The organism is Chloroflexia bacterium SDU3-3 (assembly GCA_009268125.1).
Classification (GTDB): domain Bacteria; phylum Chloroflexota; class Chloroflexia; order Chloroflexales; family Roseiflexaceae; genus SDU3-3.
In genome coordinates this window covers 119,456-136,398 of record WBOU01000010.1, presented here as the reverse complement: position 1 = coordinate 136,398, position 16,943 = coordinate 119,456, and the positions used below count along the sequence as shown (strand labels likewise).

Annotated in this window: 16 protein-coding genes; 10 read left to right on the top strand and 6 right to left on the bottom strand. The window is 67.0% G+C overall.

The genetic code is table 11. The annotated features are described in order from the left end of the window. Positions 1 to 46: 46 nt before the first annotated feature. The 5 genes from F8S13_17285 to F8S13_17265 all read right to left on the bottom strand — a co-directional run bounded on the left by F8S13_17285 (position 47) and on the right by F8S13_17265 (position 6,719). The gene (locus F8S13_17285) at positions 47 to 880 is read right to left on the bottom strand and encodes an AAA family ATPase (protein ID KAB8141885.1); all 834 of its coding nucleotides are present in this window, start codon (positions 878 to 880) and stop codon (positions 47 to 49) included. After that, positions 768 to 1,484 carry a DnaD domain protein gene (locus F8S13_17280; protein KAB8141884.1) on the bottom strand — a complete coding sequence of 239 codons (717 nt, stop codon included), beginning with the start codon at positions 1,482 to 1,484 and terminating at the stop codon, positions 768 to 770. The genes F8S13_17285 and F8S13_17280 overlap by 113 nt, the downstream gene beginning before the upstream one ends. Positions 1,485 to 1,498: 14 nt before the next feature. After that, complete coding sequence (locus tag F8S13_17275) at positions 1,499 to 3,091, bottom strand: hypothetical protein (GenBank protein ID KAB8141883.1); 1,593 nt, start codon at positions 3,089 to 3,091, stop codon at positions 1,499 to 1,501. Positions 3,092 to 3,267: 176 nt separating this feature from the next. Beyond that, positions 3,268 to 6,045 (bottom strand): replicative DNA helicase, encoded by a 2,778-nt coding sequence (gene dnaB / locus F8S13_17270; protein KAB8141882.1) that lies wholly within the window; start codon positions 6,043 to 6,045, stop codon positions 3,268 to 3,270. Between the two features lie 194 nt (positions 6,046 to 6,239). After that, a complete protein-coding gene (locus tag F8S13_17265; protein KAB8141971.1) occupies positions 6,240 to 6,719 on the bottom strand; it encodes a 50S ribosomal protein L9 in 480 nt (159 codons plus the stop codon). Positions 6,720 to 7,068: 349 nt separating this feature from the next. On the opposite strand from F8S13_17265, the gene F8S13_17260 reads away from it, so the two are divergent. The 10 genes from F8S13_17260 (at position 7,069) to cobS (ending at position 15,507) form a co-directional block, all read left to right on the top strand. Continuing rightward, positions 7,069 to 8,880, top strand: coding sequence for a potassium transporter TrkA (locus tag F8S13_17260; protein KAB8141881.1), 1,812 nt, complete (start codon positions 7,069 to 7,071; stop codon positions 8,878 to 8,880). A 388-nt stretch (positions 8,881 to 9,268) separates the two neighbouring features. Continuing rightward, complete coding sequence (gene trpC / locus F8S13_17255) at positions 9,269 to 10,078, top strand: indole-3-glycerol phosphate synthase TrpC (GenBank protein ID KAB8141880.1); 810 nt, start codon at positions 9,269 to 9,271, stop codon at positions 10,076 to 10,078. 179 nt (positions 10,079 to 10,257) lie between these two features. After that, entirely contained in the window at positions 10,258 to 10,530 is a 273-nt protein-coding gene (locus F8S13_17250) for a DUF4190 domain-containing protein (protein KAB8141970.1), read from the top strand. A gap of 171 nt (positions 10,531 to 10,701) precedes the next feature. Beyond that, complete coding sequence (locus F8S13_17245) at positions 10,702 to 11,247, top strand: SH3 domain-containing protein (GenBank protein KAB8141879.1); 546 nt, start codon at positions 10,702 to 10,704, stop codon at positions 11,245 to 11,247. 101 nt (positions 11,248 to 11,348) lie between these two features. Continuing rightward, positions 11,349 to 12,035 carry an HAD-IA family hydrolase gene (locus F8S13_17240; GenBank protein KAB8141878.1) on the top strand — a complete coding sequence of 229 codons (687 nt, stop codon included), beginning with the start codon at positions 11,349 to 11,351 and terminating at the stop codon, positions 12,033 to 12,035. Positions 12,036 to 12,507: 472 nt separating this feature from the next. Beyond that, positions 12,508 to 12,717 (top strand): hypothetical protein, encoded by a 210-nt coding sequence (locus F8S13_17235; protein KAB8141877.1) that lies wholly within the window; start codon positions 12,508 to 12,510, stop codon positions 12,715 to 12,717. Between the two features lie 2 nt (positions 12,718 to 12,719). Continuing rightward, positions 12,720 to 13,628 carry a ribosome small subunit-dependent GTPase A gene (rsgA, locus tag F8S13_17230; GenBank protein ID KAB8141969.1) on the top strand — a complete coding sequence of 303 codons (909 nt, stop codon included), beginning with the start codon at positions 12,720 to 12,722 and terminating at the stop codon, positions 13,626 to 13,628. 202 nt (positions 13,629 to 13,830) lie between these two features. Beyond that, the gene (locus tag F8S13_17225; GenBank protein ID KAB8141876.1) at positions 13,831 to 14,043 is read left to right on the top strand and encodes a hypothetical protein; all 213 of its coding nucleotides are present in this window, start codon (positions 13,831 to 13,833) and stop codon (positions 14,041 to 14,043) included. Between the two features lie 75 nt (positions 14,044 to 14,118). Then, on the top strand, positions 14,119 to 14,724 hold the full coding sequence (locus tag F8S13_17220; protein ID KAB8141875.1) for a histidine phosphatase family protein: 606 nt from the start codon (positions 14,119 to 14,121) through the stop codon (positions 14,722 to 14,724). A 15-nt stretch (positions 14,725 to 14,739) separates the two neighbouring features. Next, on the top strand, positions 14,740 to 15,507 hold the full coding sequence (cobS, locus tag F8S13_17215; GenBank protein KAB8141874.1) for an adenosylcobinamide-GDP ribazoletransferase: 768 nt from the start codon (positions 14,740 to 14,742) through the stop codon (positions 15,505 to 15,507). 90 nt (positions 15,508 to 15,597) lie between these two features. Here cobS and F8S13_17210 read toward each other — a convergent pair whose 3' ends face one another. Then, a complete protein-coding gene (locus F8S13_17210) occupies positions 15,598 to 16,803 on the bottom strand; it encodes an AI-2E family transporter (GenBank protein ID KAB8141873.1) in 1,206 nt (401 codons plus the stop codon). Between the last annotated feature and the right edge of the window lie 140 nt (positions 16,804 to 16,943).

The following is a 16,943-nucleotide window of genomic DNA, read 5'->3' as shown; positions in this document are numbered from 1 at the left end:
CATCCCAGGCGTATGCGGGGCGGGCCTGGGATGGCCCGGCGAGGCGCTAGTAGCGGCGTCGGTAGGGCGCGTAGGGCTTGCGCTGCACACGCTGCTCGATCGTCAGGCGGCGGTAGTCGCCCGCGTCGATCAGGATGATGTCCTGGCTGAGCGGCCTATCGGCCATGCGCGAGAAGATGCGCGGGTCGATGTCCTCGGGCTTGCGGTTGGATGTGATCACGGTGGGCAGCGCGTAGTTGTAGCGGTGGTTGATGATCTGGAAGAGCTTCTCCTTGGCCCAGGGCGTGGTGCTCTCGGTGCCCAGGTCATCCAGCACCAGCAGCGCGGCGTCGCGGATCTGCTCGAAGCGCTGGTCGTAGGCCGACTCGCTGGAGGGGCCGAAGGTAGATCGCAGGTGGTCGAGCAGGTCGGGCACGATCGCGAACAGCACCTTGGTGTGGTGGCGCAGGGCCTCGTTGGCGATCGATGCGGCCAGGTGGGTCTTGCCTACGCCGTAGTTGCCGAACAGGATGAGCCAGCCCTGCGGCTTGCGGGCGAAGCGCAGGGCGCGCTCGTAGGCCAGCTTGATGCCAGGGATGTCGGGGTTGAAGGTCTCGAAGGTTTTGTCGCGGAAGGCGTCGAGGTTGCTGATCCGCTCCAGCTCGGCGTGGGCGCGCAGCTCCTTCTCGGCGATCTTGCACGAGCATGGGAAGAGCACGCCGAAGTGGGGGTGGCCGAAGGGCACCGCCTCTTTGAAGTAGCCGATGCCGCCGCAGATCGGGCAGACGTCAGTCGGCGCTGGTGTCGCCTCCTCGTCGGAAGAGGTCGCCATACTGGCCGTTCGTATATTTCTCAATATCGATAGGTCGCTCGGCGTGATCGGCCGCATGTTGTCGTCCATTGGTTGCCCACCTCTCCAGAATCTTGCGGATATAGCGCCACGAGCGCGCGTTGGAGCGCACCGCCTCGCGCATAGCGTCTTCGACCCAGTGGCGGGGGTAGTGGTCCTCCGCCTCGCGTAGCTCGTCGAGCAGCATGGGGGTGACGATGCCGATGTTCTGCTCGTAGAGCGCGATCAGGCTTGTGCCCTCGTCCTCGGCTGGCTGGTTGGGGGCCAGGGCCGCGCCCGCCGCACTGGCCTGCTCGGCCCAGGTGCGGTTGGCGGTGGTGTTGACCACGTACCAGCTGGCCACGCGGCCCTCATCCGGCAGGGCCACGCGCAGGATGGTGGTGCGGCGCACGGCGGCCTCCACGCCCTCGGCCAGCAGATCCTCGGGCGGGCGCAGCTTCGAGATGGCCCGCAGGCTGCGCTTTAGGGTGCGGTCGGCCAGCAGCTCGTCCCAGCTGACGCGGCGCGGCGTGGGGCCACGGGTGCGGCTGAGCCGGTGGAAGATGTGCAGCGTCACCTTCAGCTCGCTGGGCAGGGTGATGGCCGGGATGACCTCGGTGAACAGCTCGGGCGGCAGGCCCACCAGGTGCTCGGTTGTGAACTCGGTAAATGCCATGGCTGGCGGCCTCGCTATCGGCTGGGCGGGCGGCTGGGGCGGTGCAGCTTGCGCTCGAAGCGCTTGCGCGCGATGCGGATGGCCGCTGCCAGCAGCCCCAGGCCCACCACCGCCACGACGATGGTGATGATCACGCTGTGATGTTTGTCGAAGCCATCGACCACGTTGAAGGTGTCGGCCAAAAAGGAGGAGATGGCCATGAACCCGACGATCACGCCCAGCGTGATGCCTAGCACGTTGGTGCGCTGGCCCTGCCACTGCAGCCGCATGTCGTTGTAGTACGAGAGAAAAAAGTTGAGCTGCTCGACGTTGGTGTTGACCAGATCGAGGGTCTCCTCGATCGCCAGCTTGCCGATCAGGTGCTCGAACTTGTGGCGCACATAGTCGGCGCGGAAGGCGCTAGCCGAGATCGCCATGCTGCGCAGCTCGGGCAGCACGTCGAAGATGTCGGACAGGCTGGTGGCTAGGTGGTCAAGCAGGGCGATGTCGCTTTTGCTCAGGTAGCCGTCGGTGACCTTGTGGGTCAGCCCTGGGATGCTGACTAGCAGGTCGGTGGTGCGGCGCTCGATCTGCTGGGCCTCGGAGCGAAAGGCGATCAGGTGCTCGATCCCGCGCATGATGCCCTTCCAGTAGGTCGGGTAGGCCTCCAGATCCAGACCGCGCGGCCCGCCCAGGTAGGCCATGCTGCTGGTGATCAGCGGCACGTAGAGCAGCGCGCTCTCGCCGGTGAACAGGCACAGCTCGTCATCCCAGGTCGAGACATCGTTGGCCATCAGGTCGCTGGCGTGGCTGCCGCCGTAGCTGGGGTAGCTGCGCACGCCGCCGCGCTCGATCATCACGCCCTCCATGAAGGTGGCGATGGTGGGCGCGTACTCGCGCTTCAGCTGCTCGGGCGTGAGGATGATGTCGCCACGGGTGATCTTGCGCAGCGTATAGACCACGTAGCGGTCGAGCCGCACGGTGTGCTTGAACTGGGTGGCGTCGGTGAAGCGGATCTTGCCGCGGTACTCGCCGGTGGCCACCGTGATCTGCCGCCCGATCGAGCGCAGAAACGCCTCAAGCATCAGCATGCCCAGCGCCCACTGGTCCTGCGGGGCGCAGTCGCCGGGGCGGCTGGGCAGCTCCAGCAGCTGCTCGGTGCAGGCGATCAGCGGCATGTCCTCCAGCGGCAGGTCGAGCGTGATCATGGCCAGGCCATTGCGCGTGAGGCGCAGTCGGGGCGTCCAGCGCGTCCAGCGGCCCACGTTGGCGCAGCCCTGGCTAGCCATCAGCTGGCGCATGTCGGCATCCCAGCCCGCGCGGTAGGTGGGGAAGAAGTGGTTGTAGATCAGGCGCGAGCGGAAGATCCGCAGGTCGTAGCCGGTGCGCTCGACGGCGGCCTGCTCGGCGTCGAGCTGGAAGGGGGCCTGGGGCTGGAGCCCACGGATGGCGGCGGCGAAGGACTCGGAGCCGCGCAGGTGGCGGAACATGTCGGCGTCGGCGGGGTCGACGAAGCTGCCCAGGTTGATCACCAGCACTAGGCGCAGGGTGCCGGTGGCGCGCAGCAGGTGCTCGGGCGGCAGGGTCGGGCTATTCGTCTGTGTTGGCGCGAGCGTGATCATGTCCATAGGGCGAACGGATGTTTGTTGCTATTATACGCCGAAAAGGCCAGCCGACCAGGGCCTTACGGCTTTTTTACCACCAAGGCTCCAAGACCCCTAAGGGGCAAAGAGAACGGTCGATTTGCCACCAATCTGCCAAGATGCGAAAAGACAGCGGACAGAGCGCAGCGACCCTGGCCGCGCTAGTAGCCCTCGGGCGTGCGGTACGAGAGATCGGAGAAGCGCGTGGTGGCGGCGTCGAAGCGCATAGGCACCACGCCCACCGGGCCGTTGCGGTGCTTGGCCAGGTGGATCTCGGCGATGCCCTTCTTGTCGGTCTCCGGCTCGTACAGCTCCTCGCGGTAGATGAACAGCACGATGTCCGCATCTTGCTCAATGGAGTTGTGGACCGTGATATCGTTTGCGACAAAGTTGTGCAGCTCATCCACGGTCAGATCGTAGACCGCCTCCTCGCCATCTGGCTCGATGCTGATGATCTCATCCCAGTAAACGTCGCTTTGGGCTTGGTTCTCACCAATCGCGATAGCGCGTTCCTGCAACATACTGTTTGGCATTGCCAGCCGCTGTCCCTGCTCAAGCTCGTCTAGCCGCTTCCAGCCCTGGATGGTGAGGAATTTGTGGTTGCCGGTTGCTCGGATGGATCGCCCAAGCCTTGTGGTGAGCTTGTAGACTGGCTTCACGCCAGTGCAGAATGCGTTGGTGACAGGGCGTGGCTCAAGCTTCCATGTTTCGGTATTGAGTGCCAGCACGCGGAATCCGCTCTGGCCGACAAGCTCATCGATCCGGCGCGATATGCCCTCATCGGGCAGGTAGACCATGCTCTCGCCTGTGAGGCAGCCCGACTCGCGCAGGTCCGACAGCATCGGCACGTGGCTGGTGCGGCCCTCGACGGCGCGGGAGAGCTGCGAGAGCGCCAGCACGGGCACGTTTAGCTCGCGGGCCAGCGCCTTGAGCCCGCGCGAGATCTCGCTGACCTCCTGCACGCGGTTTTCCTTGCCGCGCCCCTGCATCAGCTGGAGGTAGTCGATGATCACCAGGTCGATGCCCACGCGCGACTGGAGGCGGCGGGCCTTGCTGCGCACCTCCATAATGCTCATGCCCGCCGTGTCCTCAATGTAGATCGGCATGGATGCCAGGCGGCTCATCGCCTCCATCACGGTCTGCAGCTGGTTGTCGCGGATGTGGCCGGTGCGCAGCTTGTGGGTGTCGATGCCGGTCTCCATGGCGATCAGGCGCTGCACCAGCTGGTCGCGGCTCATCTCCAGGCTGAAGATGCCGACCACGCCGTTGCCGTGGCTGGCCACGCCGTGGGCCAGGCTCATGGCGAACGAGGTGTTGTGGACCACCACATCCTGGGCGATGAAGTTTTCGCCGCGCGGGATGGTGAGGTCGTAGACGTGGTGCGGGCCGATGGCCTCGATGCTGGCCACCGCATCCCAGGCGATGCTCGGCTCGGCCTGGCTGTCGGCCAGAGCCTCGGGGGGCAGGCCGTAGGCTGCGGCGGCAGGGGCCAGGGCGCGTGCGGCGCGCCGGGCCAGCGGGCTGGGCGCGGGCTGCCCGGCCCAGCCGATGCGGCGCTGGTAGCGCTCCACATCGGCGGGCTGGGCGATGCGGATGCGCCAGATCTCGCCCTCGCTGGCCAGCGCGGCGAACACGCCGAAGCGCACCAGCGCGTGGTGGATGTCGGCGGCCAGCTGGCGGGATGGTGTGGCGATGTGGATCTGCGCGCCCTGGGGCGCGAGCGCCACGCGGCCAGCGCTGCTCACCACGGCGCGTAGCAGCTCGGCCAGGGCGCGGCGGCTCCAGGCCCAGGCCTCGGCGGGGAAGCCGCGCCCTGGCGCGACCCACTGGCCCAGCCACGCGGCCAGCTGGCTATGGCCGGGCAGGAACCGCGCGGCGATGGCGCTGGCCTCGGCGGTGATCTGCGGGTCGGCGGGGCACACCGGCGCAGCGTCGCTTGCGCCGCAGCCCAGGGCGTAGCCCAGTAGCCGCACCAGCTCGGGCGGCAGCGGCTCGGCCCGCCCGAAGATCGGCAGCTCGCCCGCCACCGCGATCGGCTGGCCCAGGCGCAGCTGGGCCAGGGGCCGCCAGCCAGCGCGGGTGTAGAAGGGGTGCTGCGCCGTCACCTCCACCTCGCGCCCGCTGGCCGTGCGCACGCGGAAGCAGGGCTGCACCCCGCTGTCCACCCAGCTGGCGATCAGGGCCGGGCGCAGCTGGCCGCCCGCCGCCATGCTGCACACGGCGGGGATCTGCCGCCGCACGTACTCGTCGAGCCGCACGCGCTCGCCGGTGGCGGGGTTATCGATCAGGGTGTGGCCGGGCAGGCACTTGCCCACGGCGGGGCGGGCCGCCAGGATCAGCAGGTCAGAGCGCTGCAGGCCGCCGGTGATCTCGTCGAAGTCGCGGAAGCCGGTGGGCACGCCCACCACCTCGCCGCGGTGCTCCTGTAGGTAGTTGATCTGCTCGTAGTAGTTATCGATCACCTGCCCGATGTGGATGAAATCCTGGGTCGAGCGGCGCTGCGAGACCTCGAACAGGGTCGACTCGGCCTTGTCGAGCGTGTCCTCGATGTCCTTGCTCTCGTCGTAGCCGATCTGGGCGATCTGGCTGCCCGCCATGATCAGGCGGCGCTGGAGCGCGGTGCGCTGCACGATCTGGGCGTAGTACTCGATATGGTAGGAGGACGGCACCGAGTCGACCAGGCCCAGCAGGTAGGGCAGGCCGCCGATGGTGTCCAGCCGATCGTGGCGGCGCAGCTCGTCGGAGACGGTGCGGCTGTCGGGCGGCACGCGGTTGTTGTAGCAGGTCACCATCGCCTCGTAGATCCAGGCGTGCTGCTCAAGGTAGAAGTCTTCTGGCTGGAGCCACGCCGCCACCGCGATGATCGCATCGCGGTTCAGCAGCACCGAACCCAGTACGGCACGCTCGGCGTCGGTGTTTGATGGGAGTGCTTTATCCATACGTTATCCTACGGCCATACCCGTGTTATCGACGGCTCGTTCAGATCTTATCCACAAATCCCCTAAGACGCGATAATGTGCCAGCCCCCAGGGGGAGTGGCACATTACCAGCGTACACGCACATGAGTTGTAGGGGAAGAGCAAAAGATGAAAACTACATAACAGCTGAGATTTCTCTTTTGCGCTGGGGGAGGCTACTCGGCAGCCTCGGGAACCTGCAGCGCGCCCTCTTCGCTCTCGGCCACGACGTTGATCATCGGCTCGACGCCGGAGATCAGGCGGATCTTGACCGGGTAGATGCCGATGCGCTTGATCGGCTCATCCAGCTGGATGGCGCGGCGGTCGATGGTCTCGCCCACCAGAGCCGAGAGCTTCTCGGCGATGTCGGCGTTGGTGATCGAGCCGTAGAGGCGATCCAGGTCGCCGGTGCGGGCGGTGAAGCGGATGGTCTGCCCGTTGATCTTGGTGGCCTGCGCCTCGAAGATGTGGCGCTGCGCCTGCAGCTTCTTCTCGCTGGCTACCTTGCGCTCCTCGGCCTGCTTGATCTGGCCACGGGTCGCCATCACGGCGAAGCCCTGGGGGATGAGGTAGTTGCGGCCGTAGCCACCCGAGACTTCGAGGATCTCACCAGCGCTGCCCAGTTTGGTCACGTCCTGGGTCAGCAGGACTTTCATTTTCGAACCCACAGTTTTCCTCCAAACATTCGACGCGCCGGGAGTAAATTCTAACGGTTTGTCTCACAAAGCGTCGCCAAATGTAGATTCACAATCTAAAATTCAAGCGGTCCATATGATACCATAGTAGCGTTAGAACCGTCAATTTGATATCATCGCCGTGCAGAGGATATCCGCTCTGTGCGAGTCGATTCTTTGCTGTAGGGGTCGGCTAAGATGGCTCTTTCTCTGCCCCTTTTTTCTTGGCGTCTTGGTGGTAAAGAGATTTGGTGATGAACTGGTGGTGAGGAGGCAACGGCCCGCGCCTGCAGCCGGGCTGCGCCGCCGTGTTGTGTGAGGATGCCGCGCTATGTTTCGACAACGCCCCCGCAGCCTGGGCCGCCGCCGCTACTCGCTGGCGCGGCTGGTGCGGGCCAACGCGTTCGACCTGTTCCAGCTGATCCGCGAGTCGCGGTATGGCCTGGGCGGCTTCGCCCTGGTGATGCTGGTGGGCATGGTCTACATCCACTTCGCCTTCGGCCTGAGCTACGCCGAGAGCCTGTACGAGACGTTCCGCATGCTGACGCTGCAGAGCGGGCTGGCCTTCCCGCGCGACCCTGGCGGCATGGCGCTGTTCTTCCTGGTGCCGCTGCTGGGGCTGGCGCTCATCCTCGACAGCGTGTTCCGCTTTGGGCGGCGGCTGCTGGACAAGGGCAGCCGCCAGGAGGGCTGGCAGGTGTCGCTGGCCTCGACCTACCAGGGGCATGTGGTGGTGTGCGGCATCGGGCGCGTGGGCCTGCGGGTGGTGACTCACCTGCTGGCCGCTGGCCACAAGGTGGTGGTGGTCGAGCAGCGCTGGGAGAGCGCGTTTGTGCCCCGCGCGCTGGAGCTGAAGGTGCCGGTGGTGGCGGGCGACGCGCGCTCGCTGGCGGTGCTGCGCCAGGCCGGGGTGCAGCGCGCCAGCGCGGTGGTGCTGTGCATCGACGGCGACCTGGTGAACATCGAGGTGGCGCTGAAGGTGCGCTCGCTGCGCCCCGGCCTGCGGGTTATCCTGCGCGTGTTCAGCGATGACCTCGACCAGAATCTGGAGGAGGCCTTTGGCCGCAACTCGGTGTTCAGCGCCTCGGCGCTGGCCGCGCCCACCTTCGCCGCCGCCGCCGTGAGCCGCGATGTGCGCGCCGTGCTGGGCCTGGATGCCTGCGCGCTGGGCGTGGTGGAGCTGACGATCGCGCCCGAGAGCCTGATGTCGGGCTTCGCGCGCAAGGTGGAGGAGGAGTACGGCATCCGCGTGATCGAGCACCGCAATGCGCGGGGCAAGCTGCTGCCGCCGGTGGCCATGCGCCAGCTGGAATCGGGCGACCACGTGCTGCTGCTTGGCCCGCTGGCGGCGCTGGATGCGCTGCGGCAGAAGAACGTGCCGCGCAGCAAGGCCCACGCCATCCTCGGCTCGCTGCCGCCCCACGGGCCCACTCGCCAGCACCACCGCGTGATCGTGTGCGGGCTGGGCAAGGTGGGCTACCGTGTGGTGCGCCAGCTGCACCAGCAGCCCGACCCGCCCAGCATCGTGTGCATCTACAGCGAGCGCACGCGGCAGGAGTTTGTGCACAGCCTGGCGGCGCTGGATGGCGTGACGCTGATCGAGGGCGATGCCCGCAGCGCCGCGCTGCTGCAGGATGCCGGGCTGGGCGAGGCCTACTCGGTGGTGGCCGTGACGTCGGACGACTTTGTGAACCTGCAGATCTGCCTGAGCGCCCGCCGTGCCCGCAAGGATGTGCATCTGGTGATGCGCCTGTTCAGCGATGTGCTGGTCGAGCAGTTCGAGTCGCTGTTCGGCATGCGCACCGTCTACAGCGCCTCGGCGCTGGCCGCGCCTACGCTGGCGGCGGCGGGCATGCTGGGCGATGTGCGCGCGGCGTTCTACTGCGGCGATTCGCTGTTTGCCACCGACGAGTTTGCCCTGGCCGAGGGCGACCCGCTGCTGGGCAGCTCCATCCGCCAGCTGCGCGAGTCGCGCGATATCGTGGCGATCACGCTCTGCCGTGGCGGCGAGGTGGCGACCCTGCCCGCGCACGACCTGGCTCTGGCCGAGGGCGATGCGCTGATGGTGCTGGGCACGCTCGATGCGCTGGCGGCCCTGCGCGCCTACCGTGCGGCACCCGCCCCGGCGGCGCGGCGGTACTAGGCACGCAGGGCCGGGCGCTTTTATCGTATTGCTTCAGGGTGCTTTTGATAGTATGCGATGCTGTATGAAGTTTAGAGCGGATGCGTTAATCCCAGGCTGGATGCGTTAACCTCAAGCTGGATGCGCTAATCTCAACACGGATGTGCGATACTCAGGATATTTCTTGCATGCCTCACAGAGCATTTCTGCATCATTGCGGTATGCATTTATCGTGTGCTCTTGGGTGCTTGGCGTAGAGGCCTAATCGAGAACGCATGGTCCATGGAGGGCCAGCGACGATCAACTTTTCGCCACGAACGCTCGTATATGCTAGAGAACCCTGGCGGGCGGCGCGGCCAGCCGCCATGCTACAATAGGGCAAAGCCGATGGAGCAAGGATAGCTGACCAATGACGACACCTTCAGAGACCGTGCTCGCCCGCATCCTAAGCCATAAGTACCGCGAGGTCGCCGAGCGCGCCGAGCGCGTGCCGCTCGCGCAGCTGCAGGCGCGGCTGGCCGACGCCCCGCCCGTGCGCGACTTCGCCGCCGCGCTGCGCCGCGACCGCCCCGCGCTGATCGCCGAGGTGAAGAAGGCCTCGCCTTCCAAGGGCGTGCTGGTCGAGAACTTCGACCCGCTGGCGCTGGCCAGCACCTACGCCGCCAGCGGGGCCGCCGCCATCTCGGTGCTCACCGACGAGCGGTTTTTTCAGGGCAGCCTCGACTACCTGACCGCCATCCGCCAGATCCCAGGCATCCCGCCGCTGCTGCGCAAGGATTTCCTGGTCGATTCCTACCAGGTGGTGGAGGCGCGGGCGGCGGGCGCGGATGCGGTGCTGCTGATCGTGGCGGCGCTGGAGGATGCCAAGCTGGCCGAGCTGCTGCGCATGACCTACAGCCTAGGCATGCACGCCCTGGTCGAGGTGCACGACGTGGCCGAGCTGGGCCGCGCGCTGGCCCTGGGCGTGCAGGTGCTGGGCGTGAACAACCGCAGCCTGCACACCTTCCAGACCACGCTGGATACGACCGCGCAGGTGGCCGCCGCGCTGCCCGCCAAGGGTCGCCCGGTGTTTGTGAGCGAGAGCGGGATCTTTACGGCGGCACATGTGGAGCAGGTGCGCGCCCTGGGCGTGGATGCCGTGCTGGTGGGCGAGGCGATAGTGACCGCCCCCGACGTGGCGGCCAAGGCGCGCGAGCTTTCAGGAGGGACAGAGCGGTGAAATGTGCTGTTTGTCAGATGGAGCTGGTCGCAGGCTCGGTGTTCTGCACCAACTGCGGCGCGCGCGTGCCCGCCGCTGGGTCGAGCGAGGGCCAGCAGACCATATCTATGCAGCGGGAGCGCTACGACATCCCGCAGGCCAGCATGCCGCCCATGCCGGTGGGGCATGTGGTGCCGACCATGCCTGCGGTGGTGCCCACCAGCACGCTGGCGATCCTGAGCCTAGTGTTCAGCATCCTAGGCGTGGTGGCCCTGCCGCTGATCGGCTCGCTGGCGGGGATCGTGCTGGGCCATATGGCGCGGCGCGAGATCCGCGACTCGTATGGCACCAAGACCGGCGATGGCATCGCGGTGGCGGGCCTGGTCATCGGCTACCTGGCCATGGGCCTGGTTCTGCTGGCCGGGTGCGCCTTCATGCTGCTGTTTGTGGCGGCGGTCGGCACCTCGATGTGATCGCGCCAGCCCACAGGCAGCCCCGCATGGCATAGCGCTGTGCGGGGCTACTTTTTGCGCGCTGCGGCTGCTTTGAGATGATGTTGTCACCCTGCCACCGCTGCGCCGTATCGCGCATGGTCGGGCTGATATGCTATACTGCGCCCGACCGGTGAACGCAGGAGGTAGGGTGTGCCAAGCAAGATCCGCAACAGCGACTGGGAAGAACTGTTTGGCCCGCGCGCACCAAAGCGGGGCGGCCCGCTCAATGTGCTGGTGAATCTGATCGTGACGATCGTGGTGTTGTGCCTGCTGGGTGTGGGCTGGAGCTACCTGATGCGCTTCCGCGACGAGCGGCAGCAGCAGGCCGCCGAGCAGGCCAAGCTCGCGTGGGCCACCGCCTATGCCCAGGCCACCGCCTCGGCCATGGCGCTGACCGCCGAGGCCCAGGCCGCCGCGCTGACCGCCGAGGCCCAGCCCACCCCCGAGCCGAACATCGGCACGGGCACGGTGACGAACGGCGGCAACCTGCGCCGCGACCCCACGGTGAGCGAGGCGAATGTGATCGGCCTGATCTGGCCGGGCGACCAGGTGCTGTTCCTTGAGAAGAACGAGGATGCCAGCTGGTACCACATCCGCATCGTCGCGCCCGCCGCCGAGCGCGGGGGCGCGGGCGTGGCTGCGGGCGTGGATGGCTGGGCCTCAGCATCGCTGCTCTCGCCGCCGACGACACCATAGCCGCAGGCGCGGGCGTGTGGGGCACATGGGGCAGTGTGGCTTGGCCGCACACCCCATGTGCCCCTGTTGTTTGAGAAGCTGCAACATGAGGAAGAACCGCCATGATTCGGGCGCTGATCTTTGATTTTGACGGGCTGATCTTTGATACCGAGACCATAGATTTTGAGACATGGGGCGCGATCTACGCCAGCCACGGCCAGGTGCTTGACCACGCACAGTGGATCGTGGGCGTAGGCACGCGCGGTGCCTTCGACGCGGCGGTGGAGCTGTCGCAGCGGCTGGGCGGCCAGCCCAGCGCCGAGGAGCTGCGCGAGCTGTTCGTGGGCCGCTACCGCACGGCCAGCCTGGCCGCGCCGCTGCGCCCCGGCGTGGTGGCCCTGCTGCAGCAGGGCCGCGACATGGGCCTGCCCATGGTGATCGCATCTAGCTCGGATCGCGGCTGGGTGGATGGCTGGCTGGCCCACCACGAGATCAGCCACTTCTTCCAGGGCTTCCGTGGCCGCGAGGACGTGGCCCACGTCAAGCCTGCCCCCGACCTCTACCTCAGCGCCAGCGCCATGCTGGGCGTGCCCCCCGCCGAGTGCCTGGTGTTCGAGGACTCGCCCAACGGCATGCGCGCCGCCGCCGCCGCAGGCATGCGCTGCGTGGCCGTGCCCATCCCGGTGAACGCGGGCGTGGCGCTGCCGCCTGTGGCCCTGCGCCTGGGCACCCTGGCCGACATGCCGCTGGCCGAGATCCTGGCCCGCGTCGACCCCGCCGAGGCCCCCGCGATCATCGGCCAAAAGTAGGACGGCTGCATGCTTGACATGTCCAAGGTCGGCATGCTATTCTTGGGCATATTCACAAGACCTTCTGTAATCGTGCGTGAGATTCCGAAGAAAGGCGGGTAGGACACATGGCTATGATAGTGACCATAAACACCACAAGCTATCCAGCCAGTGATCGTCTTGAAGTGACGATCATCGCGACTGCCCATGGCCATGCTGTGCCCAAATTCCGGAGGCTCAGGCGCTGATTCTCAGCTACTGAATGAGCTACCAGGCTGTGGGCAAGCAGAAATCAATTGCCCACGGCCTTTCTTTTTGCCGTGGGGGTACGCCCTGCGGCTTTTTGTTCCCGTGCCGCAGCAGATGAACCGAGTAACAAACGAGCGAACCGAGGTTGCTGATGGTATTGCAGCTTGCATCGAACGAACCCAGCGCACGCAACGAATGGCGGACGACCGCTCATAGTCATGATACGAGTTCAAGGAGCACGGAATTGATCATCCAGAAGCGCGACGGCTCCTTAGTCGAAGAGCCGTACACAACGCACGATCCTGATCACCAGGATCGCTACTATGCCGAGGTAGCCCCCAATGGGCTAGATGAACAGGCCAGCCTCGTCGAGCGGATTATCTCGATGGCCTTTGATGTCCTAGGCGCGCGCCACCTAGAGGTGCGGGTGCGCAGCAGCAAGGAGGCCGCGTGACCATTCGTGGAACCGTGCTGAGGGCGCAGAGTGGCTTCTTCTGGGTGCGCACCGACGAGGGCGTGCTGGAGTGCACGCTGCGCGGGCGGCTCAAGCGAGAGCGCCAGTCGAGCGATATCGCCGTGATCGGCGACGAGGTGGATGTGGCCCAGGTCTCGCCGACCCACGGTGCCATCGAGGCGGTGCTGCCGCGCAGCACCAAGCTGGCCCGCCGCGCCGTGGGCAGCAAGGGCGTGTGGAAAGAGGATGTGATCGTGGCCAACGTGGGCCAGGTGCTGCTGGTGATGGCCTGCGCCAACCCATCCTTCAGCCCGCGCATGCTCGACCGCTACCTCGTGCTCACCGAGGCCAGCGAGCTGGATGCGGTGATCGTGGCCAACAAGGCCGACCTTGTGGGCGAGGAGCAGGCCCGCGCCATGTTCGCCACCTACGAGCGGATCGGCTACACCGTGATCTACACCAGCACCAAGCAGGGCCAGGGCATCCAGCAGCTGCGCGATCAGCTGGCCGGGCGCATCAGCGCGGTCACGGGCAAGTCGGGCGTGGGCAAGAGCAGCCTGCTGAATGCGGTGCAGCCCGGCCTGGGCCTGGCCACCGGCGACGTGAGCGCCACGCTCACCAAGGGCCGCCACACCACCACCGTGGCCGAGCTGATCCAGCTGGATCTGCCGGGCGGCGGCTATGTGGCCGACACGCCGGGCATCCGCGAGCTGGGCCTGTGGCGCTTCCCCGTGGAGGAGCTGGAGTGGTGCTTCCGCGAGTTTCGCCCCTTCCTGGGCGAGTGCCGCTTCGCCGGGTGCACCCACACCCACGAGCCAGACTGCGCGGTGCGCGCGGCGCTGGAGCAGGGCGAGATCGCGCCCGAGCGCTACGACAGCTACGCCCGCCTGCACGAGAATCCATCGGACTAGATCTTCCACGCAGCCGGGGCGCAGTGCGCCTCCGGCCTTCTGCGTTTTCGCCTTGCCGTGCGCCGCGTGCGCCAGAAAGGAGCCGGATATGTCGGACTGTACGCCGTCGGTCATCCACCACCCGTCCGCTGCTTTGGCTTTCTGCTTGACATAGAGCGGGGCGCAGGAGCTTGGCCACGCCTCGCAGGAGGATCGCACCGCGATGCCACGTGTGCATATTCAGGAACAGGACGCCGCATGGTTTGAGGAGCACGACGACGAGCCGCAGCTGCTGATGGCCGCCGTGGGCGAGCAGCGCCCCGAGCGCCGTGGTGCCGCCGAGCGCGGCGGCCAGGGTGTGCGCCGCATCAACGGCTCGGATGCGCTCGACCGCAAGCGCGCCGAGCGCCGCAAGAGCCAGCGGCGCAGAGGTTAGGCGGCGAAGATCGTGCATAATGGGCGAGGGTGGATCTGCCACCCCCGCCCATTTTTGATGTAGAAGGGAACCACTATGCGAACGAGCATCTGGCTGGTGCGCCATGGCCAGACCGCGCTGAACAAAGAGCGCCGCTACCAGAGCCACAGCCCGGCCTCGCTGACGCCCTACGGCCAGCAGCAGGCCCAGGCGCTGGCCCAGCGGCTGCGGCGCATCCCGTTTGGCCAGGCGGTGGCCAGCCCCACCCCGCGCACCCTGGCCACCGCCCAGGCCGCGCTGGTCGGGCGCGCTACCCCCATCGCCCCCGACCCCCGCTGGGCCGAGGCCGACCACGGCCAGTGGGAAGGCCTGACCTACCGCGAGGTGCAGGCCCGCTTCCCCGCCGATGCTGCCGCGCGCTTCGCCGACCCGCTGCACGGGCGACCCATGGGCGGCGAGAGCCTGGCCGAGGTGCGCGACCGTGTTATGATGGCCTGGGCCGAGCTGGCCCAGGCCCAGGGCGGGCGCTTTCTGGTCGTCACCCACGCCACGCCTATCCAGCTGGTGCTGTGCGCGCTCTGCCAGCAGCCGCCCACGCTGCACTGGCGCTGGCGGATCGACCTGGGCAGCGTGACGGCGATCGACCTCTACGGTGAGACGCCGATCATCCGCATGGTGAACGAGGTGCCGCGTGTGCGGTGATGTGGAGAATACACAATGCAGCCTGAACAGCCCGAGCAGCCCGCGAGTGCTCTGGATGGCCTGGCCGAGGCCATCCGCTTTCTGACGATCATCCCCATCCCCTTCTGGCGCTCGCACCCGCAGGGCATGGCGCGCTCCTTCCCGTTCTTCCCGCTGGCCGGGCTGGTGCTGGGCACGCTGCTGGCCCTTGCCTATGCGCTGGGCCGCGCGCTATGGAGCGACATGGTGGGCGCGGTGCTGGCGGTGGCGCTGTGGGCCATCCTCACATCCGGCCTGCACCTGGATGGCCTGAGCGACACCTTCGACGCGGTGATGAGCTGGCGATCGCGCGAGCGCAAGCTGGAGATCATGCGCGACAGCCGGATCGGCGCGATGGGCGCGATCGCGCTGGTGTCGGTGATGCTGCTGAAGCTGGCCTTCCTGGTGGCGGCGGGCGGGCACGCCTGGGCGGCGCTGCTGGTGGCCCCGGCCTTCGGGCGGTGGGCTATGGTCTACGCCATGGTGCGCTTCCCGCTGGCGCGCAAGGATGGCCTGGGCCGCTCGGTGCAGCAGCATGTGCGCATGCTCCATGTGGCGCTGGCGGGCGTGGTGGCGCTGGCGGCGGCGCTGCTGCTGGGCGGCCCCGCCGGGCTGCTGGCGCTGGCGCTGGGCCTGCCTGCGGCGCATCTGCTGGCCCGCTGGTGGACCAACGACCTGGGCGGCCTGACCGGCGACACGTACGGCGCGCTGTGCGAGCTTTCCGAGGTGGTGGTGCTGGCGACCATGAGCCTGGCCATCTGGTAGCGCCCGCCCACAGCGCGGTCAGAATGAGGATTGGGGAGCATCCCAGCGTGCGACAAAAAAGCTCGGGGCGTGCACCCCGAGCCGTCGGCCTTATTTCTGGGGGACTGTAGGTGGGTCGGCGATCGGCTCGATCACCAGGGTGGGCGGCTCCTCGCGCTGGGCGGCCTGGGCCACCTCGAAGCCCTTGCGGTCGAAGATGAACTGCGTGACCGAGGCCAGCACCCCCGCGATCGGGATGCCGAACAGCAGGCCCCACGCCCCGGCCACCGTGCCGCCCACCAGCATGGCCGCGAATACCAGCAGCGGCGACAGCCCTACGATCTGGCCCACCAGGCGCGGCATGATCATGTTGAAAACCACCTGCTGGAGCCCCAGCAGCGCGATGATCAGCCAGATCGTGCGGTCGGGCGTGTTGATCAGCGCCACGATCACAGGCGGGATGAGCGCCAGCGGCCCGCCGAAGATCGGAATGATCACGCACAGCCCGGCGATCAGGCTGGCCAGCGCGATATCCTGAAAGCCAAATGCCATCATGATCACCGAGGTGCCGATGCCGTACAGCAGCGACTGCAGCAGCTGCGAGCGTAGGTAGCCGCCGAAGGTGCGGTCGACGATGTGCAAGAAGGTGGCGACCTCGCCGCGCCAGTCGGCGGGCAGCAGCCGCATACCGCTCTGGATGAGGCGCGAGCCGTCGATCATCATGTAGAAGCTGAGGATGAGCACAAAGATCAGGTTGAGCATCACCGTGGCGATGCTGCTGGCGATGTTCAGCGACTGCTTGAGCGCCTCGCTGCCCAGCGATGCGAACTGGGCCATGATCGTCTCGGGCTGGATGATCCGCGTCAGGTCGACATGGATGCCAAACTGATTGAGGTAGGCCTGGCCATCCTGCATGTACTTCAGCGTCTGGTCGCCCGCGTTGGGCATGGTCTCCTGCATGGCCGAGAGCTGGGTCATGATGATCGGGAAAAACAGGAAGATCACGCCGATCAGGATGGCCAGAATGCCGAGGTAGACCAGCGCCACCGCCGCCTTGTAGGGCAGGGGCGTCATGGGCGTGGTGAAGGCCAGGCGGCGCGCGCGCGGGTCGAAGCGCAGCACCGGCATAGGCAGCTCGACCCGCGCCAGGCTTTCGGCCAGGGGCTTGAGCGCCAGCACCACCAGCCAGGCCATGGCGAACATGATCAGCGGCGAGGCCAGCGCGCTCACCACCGTGAACATGCGGTCGATCAGGAAGATGCTGGTGGCGATGGCCAGCAGCCACATCAGGATGTACTTGAGTCGTTCAGCCGTCATGCACTCCTCGCGGAAGAGAATGTGCCTGTTGGGGGTGCTTGTTTGCGCCCAACCTGCTTTTTTTTGAGATGAGGCCGGGGGTGGAGCGCTGGGATGGTGGGGTGTGATACGAGCTCCTAGCCGACGAAGCACCGCCCCGC

Excerpts from the sequence above, each read along its gene's own strand:
- F8S13_17285 (KAB8141885.1), bottom strand. The coding sequence starts at position 880 with ATGGACGACAACATGCGGCCGATCACGCCGAGCGACCTATCGATATTG.
- F8S13_17280 (KAB8141884.1), bottom strand. The coding sequence starts at position 1,484 with ATGGCATTTACCGAGTTCACAACCGAGCACCTGGTGGGCCTGCCGCCC.
- F8S13_17275 (KAB8141883.1), bottom strand. The coding sequence starts at position 3,091 with ATGGACATGATCACGCTCGCGCCAACACAGACGAATAGCCCGACCCTG.
- dnaB (KAB8141882.1), bottom strand. The coding sequence starts at position 6,045 with ATGGATAAAGCACTCCCATCAAACACCGACGCCGAGCGTGCCGTACTG.
- F8S13_17265 (KAB8141971.1), bottom strand. The coding sequence starts at position 6,719 with ATGAAAGTCCTGCTGACCCAGGACGTGACCAAACTGGGCAGCGCTGGT.
- F8S13_17260 (KAB8141881.1), top strand. The coding sequence starts at position 7,069 with ATGTTTCGACAACGCCCCCGCAGCCTGGGCCGCCGCCGCTACTCGCTG.
- trpC (KAB8141880.1), top strand. The coding sequence starts at position 9,269 with ATGACGACACCTTCAGAGACCGTGCTCGCCCGCATCCTAAGCCATAAG.
- F8S13_17250 (KAB8141970.1), top strand. The coding sequence starts at position 10,258 with ATGCCTGCGGTGGTGCCCACCAGCACGCTGGCGATCCTGAGCCTAGTG.
- F8S13_17240 (KAB8141878.1), top strand. The coding sequence starts at position 11,349 with ATGATTCGGGCGCTGATCTTTGATTTTGACGGGCTGATCTTTGATACC.
- F8S13_17225 (KAB8141876.1), top strand. The coding sequence starts at position 13,831 with ATGCCACGTGTGCATATTCAGGAACAGGACGCCGCATGGTTTGAGGAG.
- F8S13_17220 (KAB8141875.1), top strand. The coding sequence starts at position 14,119 with ATGCGAACGAGCATCTGGCTGGTGCGCCATGGCCAGACCGCGCTGAAC.
- cobS (KAB8141874.1), top strand. The coding sequence starts at position 14,740 with ATGCAGCCTGAACAGCCCGAGCAGCCCGCGAGTGCTCTGGATGGCCTG.
- F8S13_17210 (KAB8141873.1), bottom strand. The coding sequence starts at position 16,803 with ATGACGGCTGAACGACTCAAGTACATCCTGATGTGGCTGCTGGCCATC.